18 protein-coding genes are annotated in these 21,714 nt (G+C 65.5%); 8 read left to right on the top strand and 10 right to left on the bottom strand.

Annotated features, from left to right (window positions below):
• Positions 1-12: 12 nt before the first annotated feature.
• Positions 13-942, bottom strand: coding sequence for a sulfide-dependent adenosine diphosphate thiazole synthase (locus LDH74_RS02870; RefSeq protein ID WP_226041130.1), 930 nt, complete (start codon positions 940-942; stop codon positions 13-15).
• A 356-nt stretch (positions 943-1,298) separates the two neighbouring features.
• Here LDH74_RS02870 and LDH74_RS02865 point away from each other — a divergent pair, with 356 nt between their 5' ends.
• Positions 1,299-3,779, top strand: coding sequence for a DNA topoisomerase I (locus LDH74_RS02865; RefSeq protein WP_226041129.1), 2,481 nt, complete (start codon positions 1,299-1,301; stop codon positions 3,777-3,779).
• 30 nt (positions 3,780-3,809) lie between these two features.
• Here LDH74_RS02865 and LDH74_RS02860 read toward each other — a convergent pair whose 3' ends face one another.
• The 3 genes from LDH74_RS02860 to LDH74_RS02850 form a co-directional block, all read right to left on the bottom strand.
• Positions 3,810-5,225: an APC family permease gene (locus LDH74_RS02860; RefSeq protein WP_226041128.1), complete on the bottom strand. Its 1,416-nt coding sequence runs from the start codon at positions 5,223-5,225 to the stop codon at positions 3,810-3,812.
• Entirely contained in the window at positions 5,222-6,880 is a 1,659-nt protein-coding gene (locus LDH74_RS02855) for an ABC transporter substrate-binding protein (protein WP_226041127.1), read from the bottom strand. The genes LDH74_RS02860 and LDH74_RS02855 overlap by 4 nt, the downstream gene beginning before the upstream one ends.
• Positions 6,881-7,293: 413 nt before the next feature.
• Positions 7,294-7,935, bottom strand: a complete 642-nt coding sequence (locus LDH74_RS02850) for a TlpA disulfide reductase family protein (RefSeq protein WP_226041126.1) — start codon at positions 7,933-7,935, stop codon at positions 7,294-7,296.
• A 262-nt stretch (positions 7,936-8,197) separates the two neighbouring features.
• On the opposite strand from LDH74_RS02850, the gene LDH74_RS02845 reads away from it, so the two are divergent.
• Positions 8,198-8,878 (top strand): LysE family transporter, encoded by a 681-nt coding sequence (locus tag LDH74_RS02845; RefSeq protein ID WP_226041125.1) that lies wholly within the window; start codon positions 8,198-8,200, stop codon positions 8,876-8,878.
• A 10-nt stretch (positions 8,879-8,888) separates the two neighbouring features.
• Here the strand turns inward: LDH74_RS02845 and LDH74_RS02840 are convergent, their stop codons facing one another.
• Entirely contained in the window at positions 8,889-9,560 is a 672-nt protein-coding gene (locus LDH74_RS02840) for an HD domain-containing protein (RefSeq protein ID WP_226041124.1), read from the bottom strand.
• Positions 9,561-9,795: 235 nt separating this feature from the next.
• On the opposite strand from LDH74_RS02840, the gene LDH74_RS02835 reads away from it, so the two are divergent.
• The 3 genes from LDH74_RS02835 to LDH74_RS02825 all read left to right on the top strand — a co-directional run bounded on the left by LDH74_RS02835 (position 9,796) and on the right by LDH74_RS02825 (position 12,329).
• A complete protein-coding gene (locus tag LDH74_RS02835; protein ID WP_226041123.1) occupies positions 9,796-10,212 on the top strand; it encodes a cobalamin B12-binding domain-containing protein in 417 nt (138 codons plus the stop codon).
• On the top strand, positions 10,209-11,303 hold the full coding sequence (gene meaB / locus LDH74_RS02830; RefSeq protein ID WP_226041122.1) for a methylmalonyl Co-A mutase-associated GTPase MeaB: 1,095 nt from the start codon (positions 10,209-10,211) through the stop codon (positions 11,301-11,303). The genes LDH74_RS02835 and meaB overlap by 4 nt, the downstream gene beginning before the upstream one ends.
• Before the next feature lie 81 nt (positions 11,304-11,384).
• Positions 11,385-12,329 carry an alpha/beta fold hydrolase gene (locus LDH74_RS02825; protein WP_226041121.1) on the top strand — a complete coding sequence of 315 codons (945 nt, stop codon included), beginning with the start codon at positions 11,385-11,387 and terminating at the stop codon, positions 12,327-12,329.
• 27 nt (positions 12,330-12,356) lie between these two features.
• On the opposite strand, the gene LDH74_RS02820 is transcribed toward LDH74_RS02825, so the two are convergent.
• From LDH74_RS02820 to LDH74_RS02810, 3 genes are all read right to left on the bottom strand, one after another.
• Entirely contained in the window at positions 12,357-13,013 is a 657-nt protein-coding gene (locus tag LDH74_RS02820) for a DUF502 domain-containing protein (protein WP_226041120.1), read from the bottom strand.
• A 98-nt stretch (positions 13,014-13,111) separates the two neighbouring features.
• Positions 13,112-13,504, bottom strand: a complete 393-nt coding sequence (locus LDH74_RS02815; RefSeq protein ID WP_226041119.1) for a Zn-ribbon domain-containing OB-fold protein — start codon at positions 13,502-13,504, stop codon at positions 13,112-13,114.
• 58 nt (positions 13,505-13,562) lie between these two features.
• Positions 13,563-14,729 (bottom strand): beta-ketoacyl synthase N-terminal-like domain-containing protein, encoded by a 1,167-nt coding sequence (locus LDH74_RS02810; RefSeq protein WP_226041118.1) that lies wholly within the window; start codon positions 14,727-14,729, stop codon positions 13,563-13,565.
• A 221-nt stretch (positions 14,730-14,950) separates the two neighbouring features.
• Between LDH74_RS02810 and LDH74_RS02805 the strand changes: the two genes are divergently transcribed.
• From LDH74_RS02805 to LDH74_RS02795, 3 genes are all read left to right on the top strand, one after another.
• Entirely contained in the window at positions 14,951-16,018 is a 1,068-nt protein-coding gene (locus LDH74_RS02805; protein WP_226041117.1) for a M42 family metallopeptidase, read from the top strand.
• 191 nt (positions 16,019-16,209) lie between these two features.
• Positions 16,210-16,455 carry a hypothetical protein gene (locus LDH74_RS02800; protein ID WP_226041116.1) on the top strand — a complete coding sequence of 82 codons (246 nt, stop codon included), beginning with the start codon at positions 16,210-16,212 and terminating at the stop codon, positions 16,453-16,455.
• A gap of 69 nt (positions 16,456-16,524) precedes the next feature.
• Positions 16,525-18,144 carry an SLC13 family permease gene (locus LDH74_RS02795; protein WP_226041115.1) on the top strand — a complete coding sequence of 540 codons (1,620 nt, stop codon included), beginning with the start codon at positions 16,525-16,527 and terminating at the stop codon, positions 18,142-18,144.
• A 216-nt stretch (positions 18,145-18,360) separates the two neighbouring features.
• Here the strand turns inward: LDH74_RS02795 and LDH74_RS02790 are convergent, their stop codons facing one another.
• Both LDH74_RS02790 and LDH74_RS02785 read right to left on the bottom strand, forming a co-directional pair.
• Positions 18,361-19,875 (bottom strand): PQQ-binding-like beta-propeller repeat protein, encoded by a 1,515-nt coding sequence (locus LDH74_RS02790; RefSeq protein WP_226041114.1) that lies wholly within the window; start codon positions 19,873-19,875, stop codon positions 18,361-18,363.
• Between the two features lie 229 nt (positions 19,876-20,104).
• Complete coding sequence (locus tag LDH74_RS02785) at positions 20,105-21,532, bottom strand: heme o synthase (protein WP_226041113.1); 1,428 nt, start codon at positions 21,530-21,532, stop codon at positions 20,105-20,107.
• Positions 21,533-21,714: the final 182 nt, after the last annotated feature.

Genomic DNA, 21,714 nt, shown 5'->3' with positions numbered 1-21,714 from the left:
TTGCGGAATCGGTCAGTCGTCGGCCGGTGCGGCCCGGGAGGTCAACTCGACGGGCTCGGCGTCGACCTCGAGTTCGTCCAGCGCGACCTGTGCGGCGCGCTTCCCGGAGACGAGCATGGCACCGAAGGTCGGCCCCATCCGCGGGAGGCCGTAGGTTGTCGCGGTCGCCATCCCGGTCGCGATGAGTCCGTCGTGAACGAGGCCGGTGTGCTCGACGACGGCGTCCTCGGACTTGCCGACCCACATCGAGTCGTGACCGGGGGAGTCGTGGCCGGGCGCGCCGTAGGAGTCGTCGCCGGTCTGGTCCATGCCCGTCGCCGATTCCTCGGCGTCGGCGATGCCGGGCGCGTCGAGGACGCCGCGCTCGTCGAGTTTCTTGACGGCCATCGCGTCGTGGCCGGTCGCGTCGATGACCAGATCGGCCTCGACCGCGATCGGGTCGACGCAGGTGATCTCGCGGGGCAGCGCGTGGACCGGCGTCCAGTTCATCACGATGCCGCCGACGCGGTGGTCCTCGCGGATGACGATATCGGTAAACTCGGTCATGTTCTGCATCTTCGCGCCCGCGTCGCAGGCGGCCTTGATCAGCCCGGAACAGGCTTCCGGCCCGTTCGCGACGTAAAGTCCCTCGCTGTCCTGGGACCGCTTGTAGTCGACCTCGAGTTCGTCGAGGACCTGCTGGGCGGGATCCCGGACCGTGACCTTGTTCATCAGGAAGCCGCCGAGCCAGAAGCCGCCGCCGAGGTAGTTGTTCTTCTCGACGACCATCACCTTCACACCCCGTTCGGAGAGTTCCTTCGCCGCCGTCAGCCCCGAGGGACCGCCGCCGACGATGATGACGTCCGAGTCCGAGAAGTCCATGAACTCCTCGGTCCACTCCTGTCCGATCGCGCGGGTGACGTCTGCTTCGCCGACCTGACTAAACTGCTCGAATTCGCTCATACAACTAGGTGGTAACACAGAGTGGTGATAAGTCTGTCGTCGTCGCTAGCGGTGATAAATCAACGTTCGTGAGGGTTTCTCGAGGCGATAGAACAGTGGGGGAAGTCAGTGTCGCTTTGGCGTGGCAACGGGATGCAGCTCCGGGTTCGGGTTGCCGACTCCGCGCTCAGACTGCCGACCCCGCACGGTCCTTGGCACGCGCGACCGCACTCACGCGAGCCCGCGCGGCGCGCACACCCGCGCTGTCGGTCGGTTTCGGCGAAAACGTTATCAGATACTCAGCCGTACCGAGCGACGATGACCGATATTCGTCCGCGACGACGGCCGGACGCTCGAGGACCGGGAGGTGAACCGCGGTGGAGCTGATCATCACGGAGAAGGACAACGCAGCCCGCCGGATCGCCGACATCCTGAGCGGCGGGACCTACGACTCGAGTCGCGAGAACGGGGTCAACGTCTACGAGTGGGGCGGCAAGCGCTGCGTGGGGCTGTCGGGCCACGTCGTCGGCGTGGACTTCCCCTCGGAGTACTCCGACTGGCGGGACGTCGAGCCCGTGGAGCTGATCGACGCGAGCGTCGAGAAGACGGCCACGAAGGAGAACATCGTGGCGACGCTGCGCCTGCTGGCCCGTCGCGCCAATCGCGTGGCGATCGCGACGGACTACGACCGGGAGGGAGAGCTGATCGGCAAGGAGGCCTACGATATCGTCCGCGAGGTCGACGAGGACGTCCCTATTCGACGCGTGCGGTTCTCCTCGATCACGGAAAACGAGGTGCAAAACGCGTTCGACGAGCCCGACGAACTCGACTTCGACCTCGCGGCCGCCGGCGAAGCGCGCCAGATCATCGACCTCGTCTGGGGGGCCGCGCTCACGCGCTTTCTCTCGCTGTCCTCGGGACAACTGGGTAACGACTTCATCTCCGTCGGCCGGGTGCAGTCGCCGACGCTGAAGCTGATCGTCGACCGCGAGCGCGAGATCGAAGCCTTCGATCCGGAGGACTACTGGGAGCTGTTCGCTGACCTCCAGAAGGACGACACGGCCTTCGAGTCCCAGTACTTCTACCGCGACGAGGACGACAACGAGGCCGAACGCGTCTGGGAGGAGGCCGTCGCCGAGGACGTCTACGACACGCTCTCGAGCCGCGACGCGGCGACCGTCGTCGACGTCAACCGGCGGACCCGGACCGACACGCCGCCCGAGCCGTTCAACACGACCCAGTTCATCCGCGCCGCGGGTGCAATCGGCTACTCGGCCAAACGAGCGATGTCGATCGCCGAGGACCTCTACACCGCCGGCTACATCACGTACCCGCGGACCGACAACACCGTCTACCCCGACGATCTCGAGCCCGAGGATCTCCTCGACGAGTTCGTCGGCCACCCCTCGCTCGGCGACTCCGCCGAATCGCTGCTCGAGGCCGACGAGATCAGTCCGACGGAAGGGGACGAGGAGACGACCGATCACCCGCCGATTCACCCCACCGGAGAGATTCCGACCCGCGGCGACGTGAGCGACGACGAGTGGGAGGTGTTCGAACTCGTCGTGCGGCGGTTCTACGCGACCGTCGCCGACGCCGCGGTCTGGGAACACCTCAAGGTCGTCGCCGAGGTCGACGACTGCCGGCTGAAGGCCAACGGCAAGCGCCTCGTCGAGCCCGGCTACCACGACGTCTACCCGTACTTCTCGACGACGGAGAACTTCGTTCCCGACGTCGACGAGGGCGAGGAACTGGCGCTTTCCGACGTCGAACTCGAGGACAAACAGACCCAGCCGCCCCGACGATACGGCCAGTCGCGGCTCATCGAGACCATGGAGCAAATGGGAATCGGGACGAAGTCGACCAGACACAACACCCTCGAGAAGCTGTACGATCGGGGCTACATCGAGAGCGATCCGCCGCGGCCGACGAAGCTCGCGATGGCCGTCGTCGACGCGGCCGAGAACTACGCCGACCGCGTCGTCAGCGAGGAGATGACCGCCCAGCTCGAGGCCGATATGGACGCCATCGCAAACGGCGAGGCGACGCTCGACGACGTGACCGACGAGTCTCGGGAGATGCTCGAGGAAATCTTCGAAAACCTCGCGGACTCGCGCGACGAGATCGGCGACCACCTCCGCAAGTCGCTGAAAGACGACAAGCGCCTCGGGCCGTGCCCCGAGTGCGGCGAGGACCTGCTCGTCCGCCGGAGCCGCCACGGCTCGTACTTCATCGGCTGTGACGGCTACCCCGACTGCGAGAACACGCTGCCGCTGCCCTCGACGGGCAAGCCGCTCATCCTCGAGGACGAGTGCGAGGACCACGGCCTGAACGAGGTCAAGATGCTCGCCGGTCGGCAGACGTTCGTCCACGGCTGCCCGCTCTGTAAGGCCGAAGACGCCGGCGAGGGACCGATTCTCGGAGAGTGTCCTGACTGTGGCGAGGAACACGGGGGCGAGTTGGCAGTCAAAACGCTCCAGAGCGGCTCACGTCTCGTGGGCTGTACGCGCTATCCCGACTGCGAGTACTCGCTCCCCCTGCCCCGGCGCGGCGAGATCGAGGTCACCGACGAGTACTGCGACGAGCACGAGCTGCCCGAACTCGTCGTCCACAGCGGCGACGAGCCCTGGGAACTGGGCTGTCCGATCTGTAACTACCAGGAGTTCCAGGCCCGCGAGAGCGAGACGGGCTCGGACCTCGAGGCGCTCGACGGGGTTGGCGCGAAGACCGTCGAGAAACTGGCCGACGCAGGGATCGAGGACCTCGAGGACCTGACCGACGCCGATCCCGACGCGGTCGCGTCGGACGTCGAGGGCGTCAGCGCCGACCGCGTCCGGAGCTGGCAGGCGAAGGCGTAGGAGTAGACTCGGTTTCGTCCGTCGGCCGTTTCAGACCCGTTTTTCGACCTGTCGAACGCCTTCGGAGAGCGTCTCACGTTTGAAGTACATCGCTTCGACCGCGAAGACCACCGCCGCGATGGCGACGACCAGCCAGAAGACGGCGGGGAGCTGCGAGTAGAGGTACCACGTTAGCATGACGAAGAAGGCCGCCGAGCCGGCGACGCCCAGCAGCGGCGGCACGGGGTTGACGTCGACGTCGTCGGAATCGCGAACCGTCAGCGCGAGCGCGCTCATCGCGCCGAAGACGACGATGAAGGCCAGCGAGGCGAATTCGACGACGGCCTCGAGGCTCCCGAGGACGGTGAAGGCGGCCGTCAGGAGGCCGATGACGATCACGGTTCGCGCCGGTGCGGCGTCGGCGTCCGCATCGCCCATCTCGTCGGGGAGGATGTCGTCGCTGATCAGGTTCTTCGCGAAGATAGCCTCGCTGAACAGCGTCGAGTTGATCGCGCTGGCCGTCGAGATGAGGCCGGCGAGCCCGACGGCGAGCGCGAGCCACTTCGAGATGGTCAACGCGGCGTAGAGCAGCGACGGTTCGGGCTGGGCAGCGACCACTTCTTCGGGCAACAGCGTCGTGATCACGAACCCGACGAGGATGTAGATGGCCGCCGCGATCGGGATCGAGATGGACACCCCCTTCGCGAGGGTCTCGTCCGGATCGTCGAACTGCTCCTGATCGTAAAACAGCAGCTGCCAGCCCTCGAACGAGACGAACCCGACCGAGGCGGCGAGGATCGGATTGAGGCCGAGTTCGGCGAAGCCAAGCCGTAGCTGGTAGTTCGCCGCGCCGAACCAGAGTCCGATCAGGCCGAACGCGGCGATGATCCCCGCCTGGACGAACACGAGGTACCGTTCGACCGCCGCCGACGAGCCCGCGCCGAGGAGGTTGATCCCGACGAAGACCGCGAGTACGCCGACCGAGAGGAACTGCCGAATCGGGAGGCCCCAGACGTACTCGTAGCCGATCAGCATCTGGCCGTACATCCCGAACGCGTAGGCGTACATCGCCATCGTCCCGATGTAGCCGACGACGAGCGTCCAGCCGACGACGCCGGCGACCGTCGATCTCCCGGTCAGTTCTTCGATGTACGTGACCGAGCCGCCGTCGCTGTCGGTCGCGTCGTTCAATTTGATGTACGAGTAGGCGCAGCAGCAGACGACGACGGTCGCCAGCGAGTAGGCGAACCACGTCAGGATGCCCGCCGCGGCGACGACGATCCCGATCGCCGCGTAGATGCCGCCGCCGACGATGCCACCCACGCCCAGTGCGACGGCTGTTCCGACCCCGAACTTGTCGTCTCCGTTTCCGTCGTCTCCGTTTTCACTGTTTCCGCCCTCACCGCCGCCGTTCCCCCTGCCTTCGTTTCCGCCACCGGCGTTCTCGCTGCCGTCGTTCTCACTCATGATTCCGACCCCACCGTGACGACCTCGTCACCCGCCGCGAGCCGCGGATTGACCTGCGCGATCGGGTGGACGCGGAAGTTCTGCACGTCGGCGGCCACCGCGAAGCTGTTCTCGAACGAGCAGATGGGGAGACAGACCCGGTCCTCGAGCAGCCGGGTGATCGCCTCCTCGTAGAGTCTGCGTCGCCGCTCGCGGTTCTCGGTCCTGCGAGCCGCCGTGAGCCGCTCCATGACCGCGTCCTCGCGGTAGAAGGTCCCGTTTGTCACGCCCGCCATGTTTTCGTGGAACGTCGGGTAGAGGTGGGAGTCCGGGTCGGGCGTCCCGCTGATTTCCCCGACGAACACCGAGTAATCGCGCTCGGAGCCGGAGACGTATCGCTCGAGGAACGTCGATTCCGGTTTGGAGACGACGAGCGCGCCGTGGCTGGCGTCTCTGAGACCGCCAGCCAGCGCCTCGCCGAACTCCTTGTGTTTCGGGTCCGTCGAGGTCAGGATGCGGAGCTGACCGCTCGCTTCGTCGGCCTCGCGGAACAGCTGGCGGGCCCGTTCGGGGTTCGTCTCGTTCGCGAGGTCGGCCCACTCGTCGGTCGGCATGTCCCACTCGTTGGCGACCTGCGGCGGGAGCGGACCGTACTGGCGTTGCCCCATCGGCTCGACGAACTCGGCGACCGCTTTCTCGAGGTCGAGACAGTAGCTGATCGCCTCTCGTACGCGGGGATCGGTCGTCGGCCCCTGATTCAGGTTGAAGCCGAAGTAAAACGAGGTGAAACCCCGCCGGCGCTTCACCGACGCGTTCGCCACGTCACTGACGTGATCGACGATCATCGGCGACACCGGCTCGATCGCGTCGTTGCGGTTCGTCCGCAGACTCGTCAGCTGGGTCATCGGGAACTCGACGAACGCCGCGGTGAATCGGTCGATTTCGGGCATCGGCTCGTCCCAGTAGTCGTCCCACCGGCGCAGCGTCGCTTTCTTCTCGGCGCTGAACGACGCCAGCTCGAACGGACCGGCTCCGACAGGCTCCGTCGCGAACGCCTCTCTGTCGTCTTCTCGCTCCTGCCGGGGGACGATCGGCCGCGTGAGCGCGTGGTCGAACGCCGGATACGGATCTTCGAGCGAAAAGCGGACGGTGCGATCGTCGACGGCCTCGACCGAGTCGAACGGGCTCACCCACCACGCCGTCGGCGCGTCCTCCTCGAGCGGCGCGGAATAGGAGTAGACGACGTCGTCGGCGATCACCGCCCGATCGTTCTGAAACCGCGCGTCGTCGTCGAGTTCGACGACGGCCGCCCGGCCGTCGTTCTCGAACTGCGGCTCGCCGGCCGCGATTTTGGGGACGGTGTCTGTTCCCTCGCCGTACTCGTAGAGCCCGTCGAACACCCGCCCGATGATCTGTTCGGAGCCGATCGATTTCGCGGCGATCGGATCGAGCGTGATCGGCGGACGGAGCGTCCCGAGTCGGAACCGCGACCTCGAATCCGTCTCGAGCATCGTCGAACACCCGGCCGTGGCCGCGACGCCCGAACCGCCCAACGTGGCGAGCAGGGCGCGTCGCGTCGTCTCGCCTTCGCGTTGCGCCGTCCCGTTCTCGTCCGTCGTCGTCTCGTTATCGCGCTGTACCGCCTCGTTCACTCGATCGGTCGTTCCGTCGTCCATCCGTCTCACAGTCCAGTGGTCGGCTGCTGTCGTCTCGTGATCGGGTCCGATCGCACTCGTTGTCGAGATCGCTTCGTCGACCCTTTAGTGCCGGGTGACAGTGTGCGGTCGGCCTGCATCTGATGGGGTCACCACCGACGAACGCCCGTGCCTTTGTCGGGCCTGATACGGTCTCTGGGCCGTCAAAACACGCTCCGACGACCGATCAGTACCGGCGGATCTCTTCACCCGTGGGGTCCGCGGAAGGAGTCGGTTCCGAGTCCGTTATCCGGTTCCATAGCAAACCGGCGTCGCACCGACCGATCCCGGTCGCCGGCCGATTCTGACCGACCCCTCTCTCACGGTCGCCGACGCGCTCGAGCGGTCGGCTTCAGCGATCTTTGGGGGAACGCTGCTGTGATCGATCGACTCTCTCACGCGGTCTGTGACTCGTTCGCTCCGGCTGTAGTCGATTCGTTGGGTTCCGTCCCGTCGTTCGCCTCGAGAACGGGTTGGACGGCCTCGACGATGGTTTCGGGCGGCGCGAAGCCGAGTTTCTCCCAGCGTTTCTCGCCCCGTTCGTCGATGACCATGGTTACGGGATAGCCGACGGCGCCGTAGCGGGCCGAGATATTCCCCGTCGGATCGTAGCCGACGGGCCAGTTGCCGCCGTGACCGCGCCACCACTCCCGCAGTTCGGCCGGCGGCTTGCTGTCGGTGGATTGGTAAGTAGCCCCCAGGAACGTGAGACCATCGCCGTACTCCGCGGCGAGTCGAGAGTGCGCCTCGGCGAGCTTCCACATTTGCGCCTGACAGTTGCCACACCCGGTGACGAAGAGTTCGACGACGATGACGTCGCCGTTGGGGACGGTGACCGCGCCGGCCTCGCTCCCTCGAGCGTCGATCGTCTCGATCGTGATGGGGCCGTCGGAGCCGCCCTCGCGTTCCGATTCGGCGCTGTCGGCCTCGAAGGAGGGAACGGCCTCGAACGAGGGAACGCCTCCGAGGAAGAGCCCCCCTGCGCCGGCGAGGACGCCGACGCTCCCGAGTCCGGCGATAATTTCTCGGCGTCTCATAGCCGTCCCACCGTTCGGACGGAACGCGATCGAGACCGATAGTTCTCCATACGAGACGCGACGGGCGTCAGAAACTAAGATGTAACTAGTTACCGAATTGAACCGTACGGTAGTAGACACGGGCGCAGCGGTCTGTGAGGGCCATCTACGGACGTGCAAGGAGTGGGGCCGTTCGAGGCGGGGCGGAGAGTAATTCGAGCGAATTCACCGACGGTAGTTCGCTGAGCTTTTGCGCCTGTATCGCTCACTCGTGATCGAAACCGTGACCTCAGTCGTCGTCACAGTCCTGGCCGGCGTCTGCTTCGGGCTCGCGCTCGCCGCTCCGCCGGGACCGATGAACGCGATAATCGCCGAGGAGAGCGTCGTCCGCGGCTGGACGGCCGGCTTTCGAGCCGGTCTCGGTGCGATGGTCGCGGACGTGCTCTTCTTCGTCCTTACGCTGGCCGGTATCGTCGCCGTGATCGACCGCCTTTCGGGCGTCCGTCCCGCGCTCTATCTGGCGGGCGGCTGTCTTATGTTGTATTTCGCGATCGGCGCGATCAGCGAGGCCAGAACCGCCACGTCGTTCACCGACGCCGGTCGAGCCGCCGCCTCGGGGTTCCGAAAGACGTTCGTGCTCTCGCTGACCAACCCCTACCAGATCGGCTTCTGGCTCACCGTCGGCGTCGGCCTGCTCGAGCCGGGGACGCTGGACGTGCTCGCGCACGCCCCGGCGGTCGGGCAGGCACTTGAGGGCGCGCTGGTCGTCCAGACCGGGTCACCGGCGCTGTTGGTCGGCTTCTTCGGCGGCGTCGCGTGCTGGATCGTCGCCTATCCGGCGGCGCTGGTCGCGGCGGGACGACGCGTCGACGCCTTCGCACCCGCGGTCGCCGCGCTGAGCGCCGTCGTCCTCGTCGGGTTCGGACTGGTGTTCCTCGCGATGGGCGCGGTTCAGCTCGTCTGAAAACGGGCTACTAACCCAGCGCGGCGATCTCGTCCTCGAGCCACTCGCTGAACCACTTGACGCGTTTCAGGCGCTGGTGGGCGATGCTTTCGGCGGTATCGCTCTCGACCCGCGAGGCGGCGTCGTAGCCGCGCTCGAGGACGCGCTCGATCATCTCGTCGCACTCCATGTGGGTGCGGGCCTCGTAGCCCATCCGGAGGAGCATGAGGGCGGTGCCGTTCGCGCCGACCTTGTCGAGCAGGTCGGCTTCGATGAGACACTGCGTCTCCAGCGCGAGATCGGACAGATCGCCCTGATGGGAGTGGTGTTCGATGGCGCGACACACCTGCTGGACGAACGATTCGGGGTACTCTCCGCGCGACTCGAGGTACTCGCGGGCGACGCGAGCGCCGGCCTCCGCGTGGAGTTCCTGATCGGTCTCGAGTTTGGCGACGTCGTGGAAGAGGGCGGCGACGCGGGTGACGTCGGTGTCCGCGCCCTCCTTCTCGGCGATCTCGACCGCGAGATCGACCACGTTGAGGATGTGGTTGTGCCGGTATTCGGCGGAGTGCCAGGGGTACCAGCGCATCCGGCCGCCCTCGTCTTCTTTCTCGACGCTCGCGGCTAGATACTCGAAGACGAAGCCTTTCATCGCCTCGAACTCGGCGTCGGCCACTCGCGTTTCTTTTATTTCAACGCCCACGAGAGATCCCTCCGCAGCAGACGAATGATAGTCATTACCGGAATGTTCGGTCGTTTCGCTCTTTAGCCTTTGGTTCGGAACGGTTTCGGGATAACGTGATAGTCACGGCGCGAACAAACAGGCGATCGACCGCCGCACTCTCCGAATCGCTCCCGAATCGGAATTCCATCGCTGCGCCCTCGGATACGGATTATTTTCCGTTAAAGTCAAACGGTCGGCTCGGGAAGGTGTGGGTATGAGCAGCGAACAGGAAGCGGAGTCGATTCGGTGTCTCGTCGCCAAAGTCGGCCTCGACGGCCACGACCGCGGGGCTCACGTCATCGCCCGCGCGTTCCGAGACGCCGGCTTCGAGGTCATCTATTCCGGACTGCACAAAGCCCCCGACGAAATCGTTCAGGCCGCGGTTCAGGAGGACGTCGATGTCCTCGGCATCTCCATCCTCTCGGGGGCGCACGACACCCTCGTTCCGAAGATCATGGACGGCCTCGAAGAGTACGGTGCCAAAGACGACACGCTCGTCCTCGCCGGCGGCGTCATCCCCGACGAGGATCGGGCGGGACTCGAGGAAGCGGGCGTCGCGGCGATCTTCGGCCCCGGCACCTCGATCGAGGAGACCATCGAGTTCGTCCGCGAGAACGCGCCCCAGCGATGAGCGTGGACCCCGACGACCGGGCGCTGCTTGAGGCGCTGCTGGCGGGGGAACACCGCGCGCTCGCCCGGACCATTTCGAAGATCGAAAACCGCTCGCCGGGCTATCGAGATCTCGTCTCGGAACTCTACGCCCACACGGGCAACGCCGACGTGATCGGGATCACGGGCAGCCCCGGCGCGGGCAAGTCGACGCTGGTCGACAAGCTGGCGGAGTCCTACCGCGACCGCGGCGAGACCGTCGGGATCATCGCGATCGATCCCTCCTCGCCCTTCACCGGCGGGGCCGTCCTCGGCGACCGGATCCGGATGGCCTCCACCGTCGGCGACATGGACGTTTTCGTCCGGTCGATGAGCGCCAGGGGTACCCTCGGGGGTCTCTCGACGGCCACCGCGGACGCCGTGAAGGCGATGGACGCCTTCGGCAAGGACAAGATTATCATCGAGACCGTCGGCGCGGGCCAGAACGAGATCGACATCGTCCGTACCGCCGATACCGTCGCCGTACTCGTGCCACCTGGCTCCGGCGACGACATCCAGACGCTGAAGGCCGGTATCCTCGAAATCGCCGACATTTTCGTCGTCAACAAGGCCGACCGCGACGGTGCAGACCGGACCGTCCAGGAGCTGCGTGACATGGTTCAGCTCGGCGATGAAAGCGACCTCGACGGTGGCGGCGGCCACCACAGTCAGGAGGTCATCGACGCCCACGACGACTGGGACGGCGAGTCCGACGAAGGCGACGCGAACGACGAGAGCTGGACGCCGCCGATCGTCGAGACCGTCGCCATCCACGGCACCGGCGTCGACGAGTTCATCGACGAACTCGCGGCCCACCGGGAGTACCTCGTCGACTCCGGCGAGCACGCCGAACAAGTTCGCACGCGATACGCCGAGGAGATTCGCACCCTGCTGCGCGAGGACGTCCACGCGATGCTCGAGGACGAACTCGCCGACGCCGGCGGGATCGACGACCTCGCCGAGGCCGTCCGGCAAGGCGAGACCGACCCTTACTCGATTGCCAGCGACGTTCTCGACCCCGTCGAAGCCTGCCTCGAGGAGCTCGAGACCGACGCGGACGTGAACCCGCGATAGAGCACTCGCTCGCATTACCGTCCCCAACACGTTCTGAACCCGAACCCGAGGTCTAAGGCCGTTGCCGTCTTACGGTCCCGTATGAAAGCCCGAACAGTCCTCGGTGCAGCGCTCGGAACCGTCGGCGGCGCGGTCCTCGGAAACCGCCTCCTGAAACGGCGTGCCGGCGACCTCGAGAGCCCGCTCCCCGGTATCGAGCGAACGTATCGGTGGCGAGGAATCGAGACGACCTACACCGTCGCCGGCGATCCGAACGATCCCGACATGCTCTTGCTCCACGGTGTCCACACCGGTGCGAGCAGCAACGAGTTCCAGCCCATCATCGAACAGTTGGCAGAGGATTACCACGTCTACGCGGTCGACCTCCCCGGCTTCGCCCGATCGGAGCGGCCGCCGCTGATCTACTCGGCCTCTCTCTACGCCGAGTTTATCCGCGACTTCGCGGCCGACGTCACCGATGAGCCGATCGTCGTCGCGTCCTCGCTGACCGGCGCGTTCGCCGTCGACGCCGCCGGTGAGACCGATATCGAACGGCTGGTGTTGATCTGCCCTACCGAGGAGACGAGCGATGCGCGGCCGTGGGTCCGCACCCTCCTTCGGACGCCCATCGTCGGAACGACGCTGTACAACCTGTTCGCGAGCAAGCCGTCGATCCGGTACTTCTACGACCGCGACGGCTACTACGATTCCGACCGCATCGACGCCGACGAAGTCCAGTACGCCTGGGACAGCGCCCACCAGCCCGGCGCGCGCTACGCCCCCGCTTCCTTCGTCGCGGGCACCCTCGACCCCGAGTTCGACCTCGCGACGGAACTGGCCGCCCTCGAGACGCCGACCACGCTCGTCTGGGGTCGCGATGCGGAACTCGTCCCGCTCCGGGAGGGACGTGATCTCGCCGAGGCAGCCAACCTCGATCTGGTCGTCATCGATTACGCGACCCAACTGCCACACGCCGAACACCCCGACACGTTCGTCGAGTACCTGAGCGCGGAACTCCCGCGGACCGGTATCGGCGTCGACGAGTAGCCGGCCGTCTCCGCTGGCTTCGATCTCTTACTTCGGGACGTTCTCGATCACCGTCGGTGAGACGGCTTCTTCCTCTCGATCGTCGCCCATGCCGGTCGTGACGATGAGGCGCATCCCGCGGCGCACGCTCATGTCGATCTCGTGAACCTGATCTTCCGGAAGCAACACCAATCGGCCGGCGGTCGGGTTCGGACTGTTCGGCAGGAAGACGTTGTAGGCGTCCTGCCCGGCCACGTCCTCGACCGCCCGCGGGCTTTCGCCCGTGACGAGACCGATCGTGTAGACGCCCTCGCGAGGGTACTCGACCAGGACGACGCTCTCGTAACTCGTCTTCCGCTCGACGAGCGAGTCGGCGACCTGGCGAACGCTCCCGTAGATCGTGCTGACCAGCGGCACGACGTTGACGAGTCGACCGATATTGCCGAACAGGTGTCGACCGACGCTCTGCTGGGCGAGAAAGCCCAGCACGACGATCGCGGCGACGATCAGAACGACGGCCAACAGTTGTGCGACGACTTCGACGTTTCTCGTGTACTGCGCCAGTCCCGCGGCGCGAACGACCGGCGTGACGAACTGCAACGACCAGTTGACGAGGAATCGAAGAATGTACAGCGTGACCGCGAGCGGCGCGACCAGGATCAGCCCGGCGACGAAGCTGCTCTTGACACGAGATGAGAGAGTCATAGCGTGATGTACTCGCCGAAGTAAAAATAGCCTCTGGCGACCGAAAGAAACCGCGCGTCAAGCGATCGTCGCGACGGCCCCGATCGAATAGGAACCGGTTACGCCGGCCGGAATCCGATGACTCGCTCGGCGGTCGTCTCGGAGATCGCGATCTCGAGTTCGACCGTCATGCCGGTCTCGACGTCTCCGGGGTCCACACCGATAACCTGTCCCGTGATTCCCACGGAGCCGAAGTCGGCGATGGCATTCGCGTACGGAGCGTCCTCCTCGAAAGCGGGTGTCGGAACGTGCGTAACGGTAAACGTCTGGATATTCCCAGTATCGGGCAGCTCCGATTCCGCGAGGTCGGTCGAGCCGCAGTCGGGGCACACCCGTCGCGGCGGCAGGGAGCCGTGGCCGTTGGCGCACTCGAGGAAGTAGGCCTCGCCGTCCGCGGCAGCCTCGAGCCACTCGTCGAAGCCGGCGTCGGCGACGGATTCGGCGTCGCTCATCGCTCCGTCACCTCCAGAGCGAAGCTCTGGCGTACCCGCATTCGCTCACTTCGTTCGCTCATGCGACCACCTCCAGCACGTGAACGGTCGCACTGGCGACCGTGCCACCCGCGTTGTGGGCGACGCCAGTCGTCGCGCCATCGACGTGTTCGCTGTTGGGATGCTCGCCGGCCAGCAGGTCGGTGACTTCGGCGATCTGGGACGCGCCGGTCGCGCCGACGGGATGACCCTTGGCCTTGAGCCCGCCCGAGAGGTTGATCGGCGTCTCGCCGTCCGCGGTCGTCCGCCCGTCGCGGGCCGCCGAGATCCCCTCGCCGATCGGCTCGAGATCCAGGGCCTCGAGCGCGAGCACTTCGGCGATCGTAAAGCAATCGTGGACTTCCGCGAGGTCCACGTCGCCCGCGTCGACGCCGGCGTCGGCGTAGGCCTCCTCGCCGGCCGCGCGTGCGGCGGGCGAGCGGGCGAGATGCTCGCGGTCGTGCAGCGCCATCCGGTCGCCGCCCTGTCCGGTGCCCGTGATCGCAACGGGCGCCTCGAGGTCGTGTTCTTCGGCGTAGGATTCGCTCGTCAACACGAGCGCGGCCGCGCCGTCGGAGATCGGACAGGCGTCGTACAGTCCGAGCGGTTCGGAGACCGGCGGGGCCTCGAGGACGTCCGAGACCTCGATCGCGCGCTGGTACTGAGCTTTGTCGTTGTTCAGGGCGTTCGCGTGGTTCTTGACCGCGATATGGGCGAGATCCTCGTGCTCGCCGCCGAATTCGTCGAAGTAGGCCTGGGCCATCAGCGCGTACGCGCCGGGGAAAGTCACGCCGGCCCGCACCTCCCAGAGGTCGTCCGCGGCGATCGCGAGCGCTTCGGTCGCGCCCGCGGTACCGAGGTTGGTCATCCGTTCCGCGCCGCCGACGAGCAACACGTCGTTCTCCCCGTTACGGATCCGTTTGACGGCCTCGCGGACCGCGGTGCCGCTCGAGGCACACGCGGATTCGTAGCGGGTCGCGGGGGCCCGTACGCCCGCTGCTTCGGCCATCAGTGGTCCCTGATGGCCCTGATGTTCGGAGAGTTCACCCATGAAGTTGCCGTAGAGGACGGCCTCGACGTCGTCTCGAGGGACGCCGCTCGCTTCGAAGGCCGTGATGCTCGCTTCGGCGAAGAGGTCGCGGCCGGTCCGTTCGGGGCTGTTTCCGAACGGCGTCAGCCCTGTTCCTGCTACACGTACGTCACTCATAGACACAGCTAGCGGTCGGATCCGTTAATACTCCGCGGTTGCGGATCCGATCTCACGACAGATGACACGTCGCGATCAGCGATTATTCCGTCCGTTGATAGCTTGGACTGACGATCGCGTCCGACCGGCCGACGGCCCAATGACCGCTCTCGGATACCGGTCCGTCGCAGTGCGGTCGCCGTTTCCGCGAGCTTATATGATATCGCGCCTCACGGACGGGTATGACAACCGTTCCGTTCGATCTGGATCTCCTGACGGAACTCACCGAGACGAGCGGCGTCCCCGGCTACGAGGATCGCGTTCGCGACCTCGTCGTCCGAGAACTCGAGGAATCCGTCGACCGCATCCGCACCGACGCGATGGGCAACGTCGTCGGAACGCTCGAGGGCGAGAGCGACTATTCGGTGGCCGTCGCGGCCCACATGGACGAAGTGGGATTCATGGTGCGCCACGTCCGCGGGAGCGAGGACGAGTACGGCTTCGTCGAACTCGACGCGCTCGGCGGCTGGGACGCGCGCGTGCTCAAAGCCCAGCGGGTGACGATCCACGCCGAGGAGGAGGATATCCCCGCGGTCATCGGTTCGCCGCCGCCGCACACGCTCGACGAGAAAGAGGCGGAGAAGACCCCCGAGGTCGAGGACGTCGTCGTCGATCCCGGCCTCCCCTACGAGGACCTCGAGGAACGCGTCTCTCCCGGCGACCTCGTCACGATGGCCCAGACCACCGAGCGCGTCGGCGAGACGATTACCGGCAAGGCGCTGGACGATCGGGTCTGCCTGTTCGCCATGCTCGAGGCCGCCCGCCGATTGACCGACCCCGCGGTGACGGTCCACTTCTGTGCGACCGTCCAGGAGGAAGTCGGCCTGCGGGGCGCACGCACCCTCGGCGTCGATATCGACCCCGATCTCGCGCTCGCGATGGACGTTACCGTCGCCAACGACATCCCCGGCTTCGACGCCGGCGAGCGCGTCACCGAACTCGGCGACGGCACCGCGATCAAGCTCAAGGACTCGAGCGTGATTACCAACCCGAAGCTCCACGGTCGCCTGCAGTCGATCGCCGACGAGGCGGGAATCGACTACCAACTCGAGATCCTCCCCGCGGGCGGCACCGACACGGCGGGCTTCCAGCAGGCGTCCGGCGCGAAACCCGTCGGTGCGATCTCGATTCCGACGCGATACCTCCACACCGTGACCGAGACCGCCCACGTCGACGACGTCGCGGCGACGATCGACCTGCTCGAGGCGTTTCTGGCGACCGAAGACGGGGAGTACGACTACACCCTCTAAGCTGGCTCGGACGCGAGCGGTCGCGACGGCCCGTCCACCGCCGTCCCAGCTGGAGACGCACGGCGAGCGGTGGCGGCGTCGACGGCTCGAAATGGTTCGATCCGTTCGGGGCGACGAGTGCGGCGAGTATCGGCGGTGCCTGACGAAGCACATTTCAACGACGCCTCTTATTTCACTCGTACCTGACTATCATGGACGTTTCCGACGGTCCGGATCCGGACGCGGTCTCTCCGCTCGCGTGGCGACTCCTCCGGGTCGCGGCCGGATACGACCAGCGGGCGGTCGAACGGGAAATCGACGAACTCGTGCAGGCCCATCTCTCGATGCTCGAGAGCGGGAGTCGGTCCCTGTCTCGCTCCCGCCGACGAACGCTCCTGGAACTCTACGGCTCCGAACTCACTGACGACCAGGTGCGAGCGATCGTCGACCACTTCTAGCTGTTACGGTACGGCGCGCTTGCGAATGAAAGAGCTTAACAATACTAGTGATAATTCTCGACTGTATCAATGATACATAGACTGTTGGGTGGCTCAAATGGCCGAATAATACAGTTTCTCCTGGCGGGGATCGGGTTGGTGGCGATCGCGGCCGCACCCTCCCCATCGGGGCTCTCGATGACGGGGCAGTACGCCATCGCGACGATGTTCTTCGCCGGCTTTCTCTGGGTGAGCGGCGCGCTCCCGCTTGCGGTCACCGCACTGACGATTCCGGTGTTGTTGACCGGGACCGGCGTCTACGACACCATGGACGCCGCTCTCGTCGGGTTCGCCGACCACATCATCTTCCTATTTCTGGCCGGGTTCATGCTGGCGAACGGGATTCAAAAGTACGACATCGACCGACGAATCGCGCTGTACGCCATCGCCAGGATGGGAAGCTCACCGCGCCGGTTGATCCTCGCGATCATGGTCGTGACCGCCGTGTTGTCGATGTGGGTCTCGAACACCGCGACGGCCGCGATGATGACGCCCATCGCGATCGGCGTCCTCACGCAGGTGCTCGACCGGGACGACCTCGCGTCCGCAGGGGAATCGGCTCGAGATCCCGAGGCGGCCGAAACGGCCGCCGACGGCGGGGCCGTCGAACGGACGGCCGAGTTTACGAACCTCCAGATCGGGATGCTCCTCGGGACCGCCTACGCCGCGAGCGTCGGCGGCGTCGGGACGATTATCGGTACGCCACCGAACGCGATCCTCGTCGGCCAACTCAACGCGATTTTGGACTACGAAATCGGGTTCACCGACTGGTTCCTCATCGGCTTCCCGATCGTCGTCGTGACGCTCCCGATCGTCTGGTTCGTCCTGACATACGTGCTGTATCCGCCAAAGATTCCGGAAGTCGAGGGGGCTCGAGCCACCGCCCGCGACCAACTCGAGGCCATGGGCGAACTCGATCCCCGTGGGAAACGAGTGGCGGCGATCTTCGCCGTGACGGCCGGCCTCTGGATGCTCGGCGGGCTCGGCGAGTTCTTCGAGCCGTACCTCTCGAGCGTCTGGCTGACGACGCTGTTCGGCGGGGACGGGATGACGGTCTTCGGCGTCGAGGGCCATCAGGGGCTGCTCTACTACGTGATGGTCGGCGTCGCCGCGATTCCCGCGCTCGTGCTGGCCGATACGATGGAGTGGGACGAACTGGTCGACATCGACTGGGGAACGCTGTTGCTGTTCGGCGGCGGTATCTCGCTCGCGAACGCCCTCGCGGACACGGGCGCGACGGAGTGGATCGCGGATACGGTGTTCGGCGGCCTCGTCGGTGCCCCGATCGTACTCGTCATCGGTGCGGTCGTCCTGGTGGTCATCTTCCTGACCGAGATGACGTCGAACTCCGCGACGACCAGTATCATCGTTCCCATCCTGATCAGCCTGGGGAGCGTCTTCTCGGCGACGCTCGGGCTGACCGACTTCTCGACCGCGCTCTTCCTCTCGGTCGCCGGTGCGATCGCCGCGAGCTTCGCCTTCGCGCTCCCGGTCGCGACGCCGCCGAACGCCATCGTGTTCGGCAGCGGCTACGTCAAGCAGCGCCACATGCTCCGGACGGGGCTCGTTCTGAACGCAATTATGACCGCCATCCTGACGGGGCTCATCTGGTTCCTCTTTACGTTCGTCTGGCCGCACTTGCTGTGGTAAGCGACCGAAGACGGTGGCACAGTTGTTTGGAAAAGGAGTGCTGTCCGGAGCGCCGTGCTGAATAGAAGCCGCGAATACTGCACGAGATTCAGCTCGATTTGCGAAGGTGGTGATCGCTCAGTACAGAGCAAGTAGTGTGCGACCTTTCCAGTGAAATAGTGGATTCTGATACGTTGTTCGGTGATCTCGTCCGAATTTGCTCGACCCGGGATCCCCTTACTCAGACGGGTCGTTCACGCTGGTCGATTCGTCGACGCCGGCCTTTCGGCGAAGCCACTCGAGGCCGAGCGCCCCGCCGAGAAGTCCGCCACCGGCCGTGAAGCCGGGCACGTTGTCGGCGTCACTGTTGTTCTCGGCGTTCGTCTCGTTTCCAGCGTCCCCATTTCCGTCGTTTCCGTTCCCGACATCGCCGTCATCGTCATCGCCACTGGATCCGCCGTTATCGCTACCGGATCCGCCGTTGCCGCTGTCGCCGTCTCCAGGATCGCTGTCGTCCTTGCCGCCCTGCTGGTCCTCGTCTTGCTCGTCGGATTCGTCCTGCTCGTCGTCTCCAGGATCGCTATCCTCTGGATCGTCGGGCGCTTCGGTCTCGGACCGAAGCGCCAGCAGCTCGCCGTCACGCTCGAGATAGACTGTGTCGTCATCGACCGCGATCGCACTCATGCTACCATGCGTCCACTCGCGCTCGTCGAAGACGTAGCGCCACTGCTCCTCACCGGTCGCGAGGTCGTAAGCAACCACCCTATCTTCGTCTTCGCTCTCCTCGGGAGTGTGTTTGACGGAACTCGGTCCGTAGAGCACGATAGCCGTGTCTCCGACGACCTGCGGGAGGCTTTGGGCGTATTCCATCTCCCACGCCAGTTCGCCGCCAGCCGAGAGATCGTATGCCGAGACGTCGCCGTAACGGTTGGCACCGAAGAAGCCGTCGCCGCTGAACGTGTATCCGACTGACGGATACACACTACCGACGCGTTCCTTGGTCGATATGTCGTATAGAAAGCTGTAATCAAAGGTGGGTTGGATACCCATGTATCCGGATTCTGCGGCAAGCCCAGCGACTTGCTCCGTTCTACCCATGGTCATTTCCAGCTCGCCGGTCGTCGGATCGAGTCCGGCAACGGTAAACATCCCTGTTTCGACGTCGCCGGACACGTACACTAGGTCGTCGTCAGTGTCCCCAGCCACCAGGCTATCTACGGTGAACTCTTCGGTTTCGCCGCTGATCTCCCACTCGACCGTCAGCTCGTTGCGTTCCCACTCGATGGAGCCGTCCTCGGCGTCGAGAGCGTGGACTGTCCCGTCCTCGGAGGTGTAGACCATCCCGTGGCCGACCGCCATCTCGAAGCTCTCGAATTCGCTTTCCCAATTGACCTCCCCCGTCTCGGCGTCGATCGCCTGGACCGGCTCGCCGGCGACGTAGACAATCCCCCCTTCGACCACGGGCGGCCCGTCGGCCCCGATGTCACCGGTCTCCCACACTAGCGAGCCGTCCGCCGTATCGATCGCGTACACGGTGCCGTCGCTCTCGGTGTAGAGCCGGTCGCCCTCGACGGTCGCAGAACGCGTGTCGCGGGGACCGTCGTACCGCCAGGCGACCCCGTCTGGGCGCGTGAAGTCCGCGCCTCCATCCGGAAGTTCGTCGATGTCAGCCTCGGCGGCTCCCACCGAAGTGAGTCCGGTCCCGATCGACAGCGCTGCACCAGTCGCCAGCACAGATCGTCGTTTCCACATAACGACACGACGTACGAATATCGGTCATATCCCTATCCATTAATTAACGGTATTTCGTAGCTATGCAATTGTTTCAAACTATCAGGACGCATATCTACTGAACGGCTGATTCATTGCCTCTGGGGTGAAACAAACAAATCCGCCATGCTGAACTCGTCCTCTGTATTCAGCAGGCCGCTTTTAACAGTTATCACGGAGGCCGTTGCACGCGACGGGAGGGACAGCCGATTCAGAACGCGAGCGCGTCCACGAGGATCGCGACGAGCACCGCACCGAGGAACGCGTTCGAGGCGTGGAACGACCGGAACGCGGCGGCCTCGGTCCGTTCGAAGTGGAGGCGAACGGCGGCCCAGAGGAAAATCCCGCCGAAGACGACGACCGTGCCGGCGTACAGCGCGCCGAGTTCGGTGATCCACGCCAGGGCGATCGTGCTCACGAACGTCGCGGCGATGTAGTAGAGGATGTGTTTGCGGGTGACGGTCTCGCCCCGGACGACCGGCATCATGGGAAAGCCGCCGCGAGCGTAGTCGTCCTTGTACGCCAGCGCGAGGTTGTAGAAGTGCGCCGGCGTCCAGAGGAAGATGACGCCCGCGAGCGCGAGCCCGGGCCAGCCGATCTCGTTCGTCACGGCCGCCCAGCCGATCAGCGCGGGAAGCGCGCCCGCAGCGCCGCCGATGACGGTGTTCTGGACCGTGTTCGGTTTGAGTACCAGTGTGTAGACGACGCTGTAGAACATGATCGCGGCAAGTCCGAGCGCCGCCGCGAGCCGATTGATCGTCAGAAACGCTCCGAGCGACAGCGCGGTCAGCCCGAGTCCGAACGCGAGCGCGTTTCGAACCGGGATCAGGTCGACCGCCAGCGGTCGATCCGCGGTGCGGGACATCTTCTGGTCGACGTCGCGCTCGAGGACGTGGTTGAACGTCCCCGAGGCACCGATCGCGAGGACGCCGCCGCCGAGCGTCGCGACGATGGTATAGATCTCGAGTCCGGGGCCGGCCGCCAGCGCCATGCCGGCGGCAGCGACGAGGCAGAGCAGCCACATCAGCCGCGGTTTCATCATCTGGAAGTAGGCGAAGGCGGTGAGTCGGGCGCGAGCGAAACGACTCGAGGGCAGCGTGCGCTCGGACGCGGTCGGAACGTCCTCTTCGAGGTCCGCAAGCGGTTCCGGTGAGTCGATGGCATCGTCGTCGCTCCCGGTCGCGATCTCGAGGTCCCACGCGAGTGCGAGGACGATCCCCGAGAAGATCACGAGGCCGAGCGCGAGGTGGAGTCCAGGGAGGATCGCAGCGGGGCCGATCGTCGCGGTGACGGCCCCGACGCCGACCTGAACGATGTAGAGGAGGGTGGCGACGACCAGCACCGCTCGGACCTTACTCGAGGCGTCTCCGAATATCGCGGCGAGGGCCGTCGCGGTGACGAGCAGGCCGACGACGACGGCCGTGAGTCGGTGGGCCCACGCGATGGCGAGCTCGGTCTGGCTCAGCGGGTCGACGGGTGCGTGACAGGTCGGCCACGTCGAGCACGACGCGGCCGCGTTCGTCAGCGACGTCGTCGCGCCGACGATCAACAGCAGGTAGACGCCCAGCGCGGTCGCTGTGAGCAGTGCGGAGAAGCGGCGTCGCGTGCCGATCGGGCGGGGAAACGACTCTGTTGCCACGGCTTTTCTCGTCTACACCCTTCGACTCCGCGTATTTAGGGCTCCCGCTTTTTCCCATACGGAGTGCCATCGCACCGTCAACTATAGTAGCCACTGAAAGTCAATGGACACCTGATCGCACGACTGCGTTGCGATCAGTGTGTAAATCGTTTCAGTGGCTACTATAGCGGCGGGCGGTCCCA

This window comes from Natrinema sp. DC36 (genome assembly GCF_020405225.1).
Lineage (GTDB): Archaea > Halobacteriota > Halobacteria > Halobacteriales > Natrialbaceae > Natrinema.
Note: the sequence above shows the minus strand (reverse complement) of the source record. Positions and strands in the feature narration are given on the sequence as shown.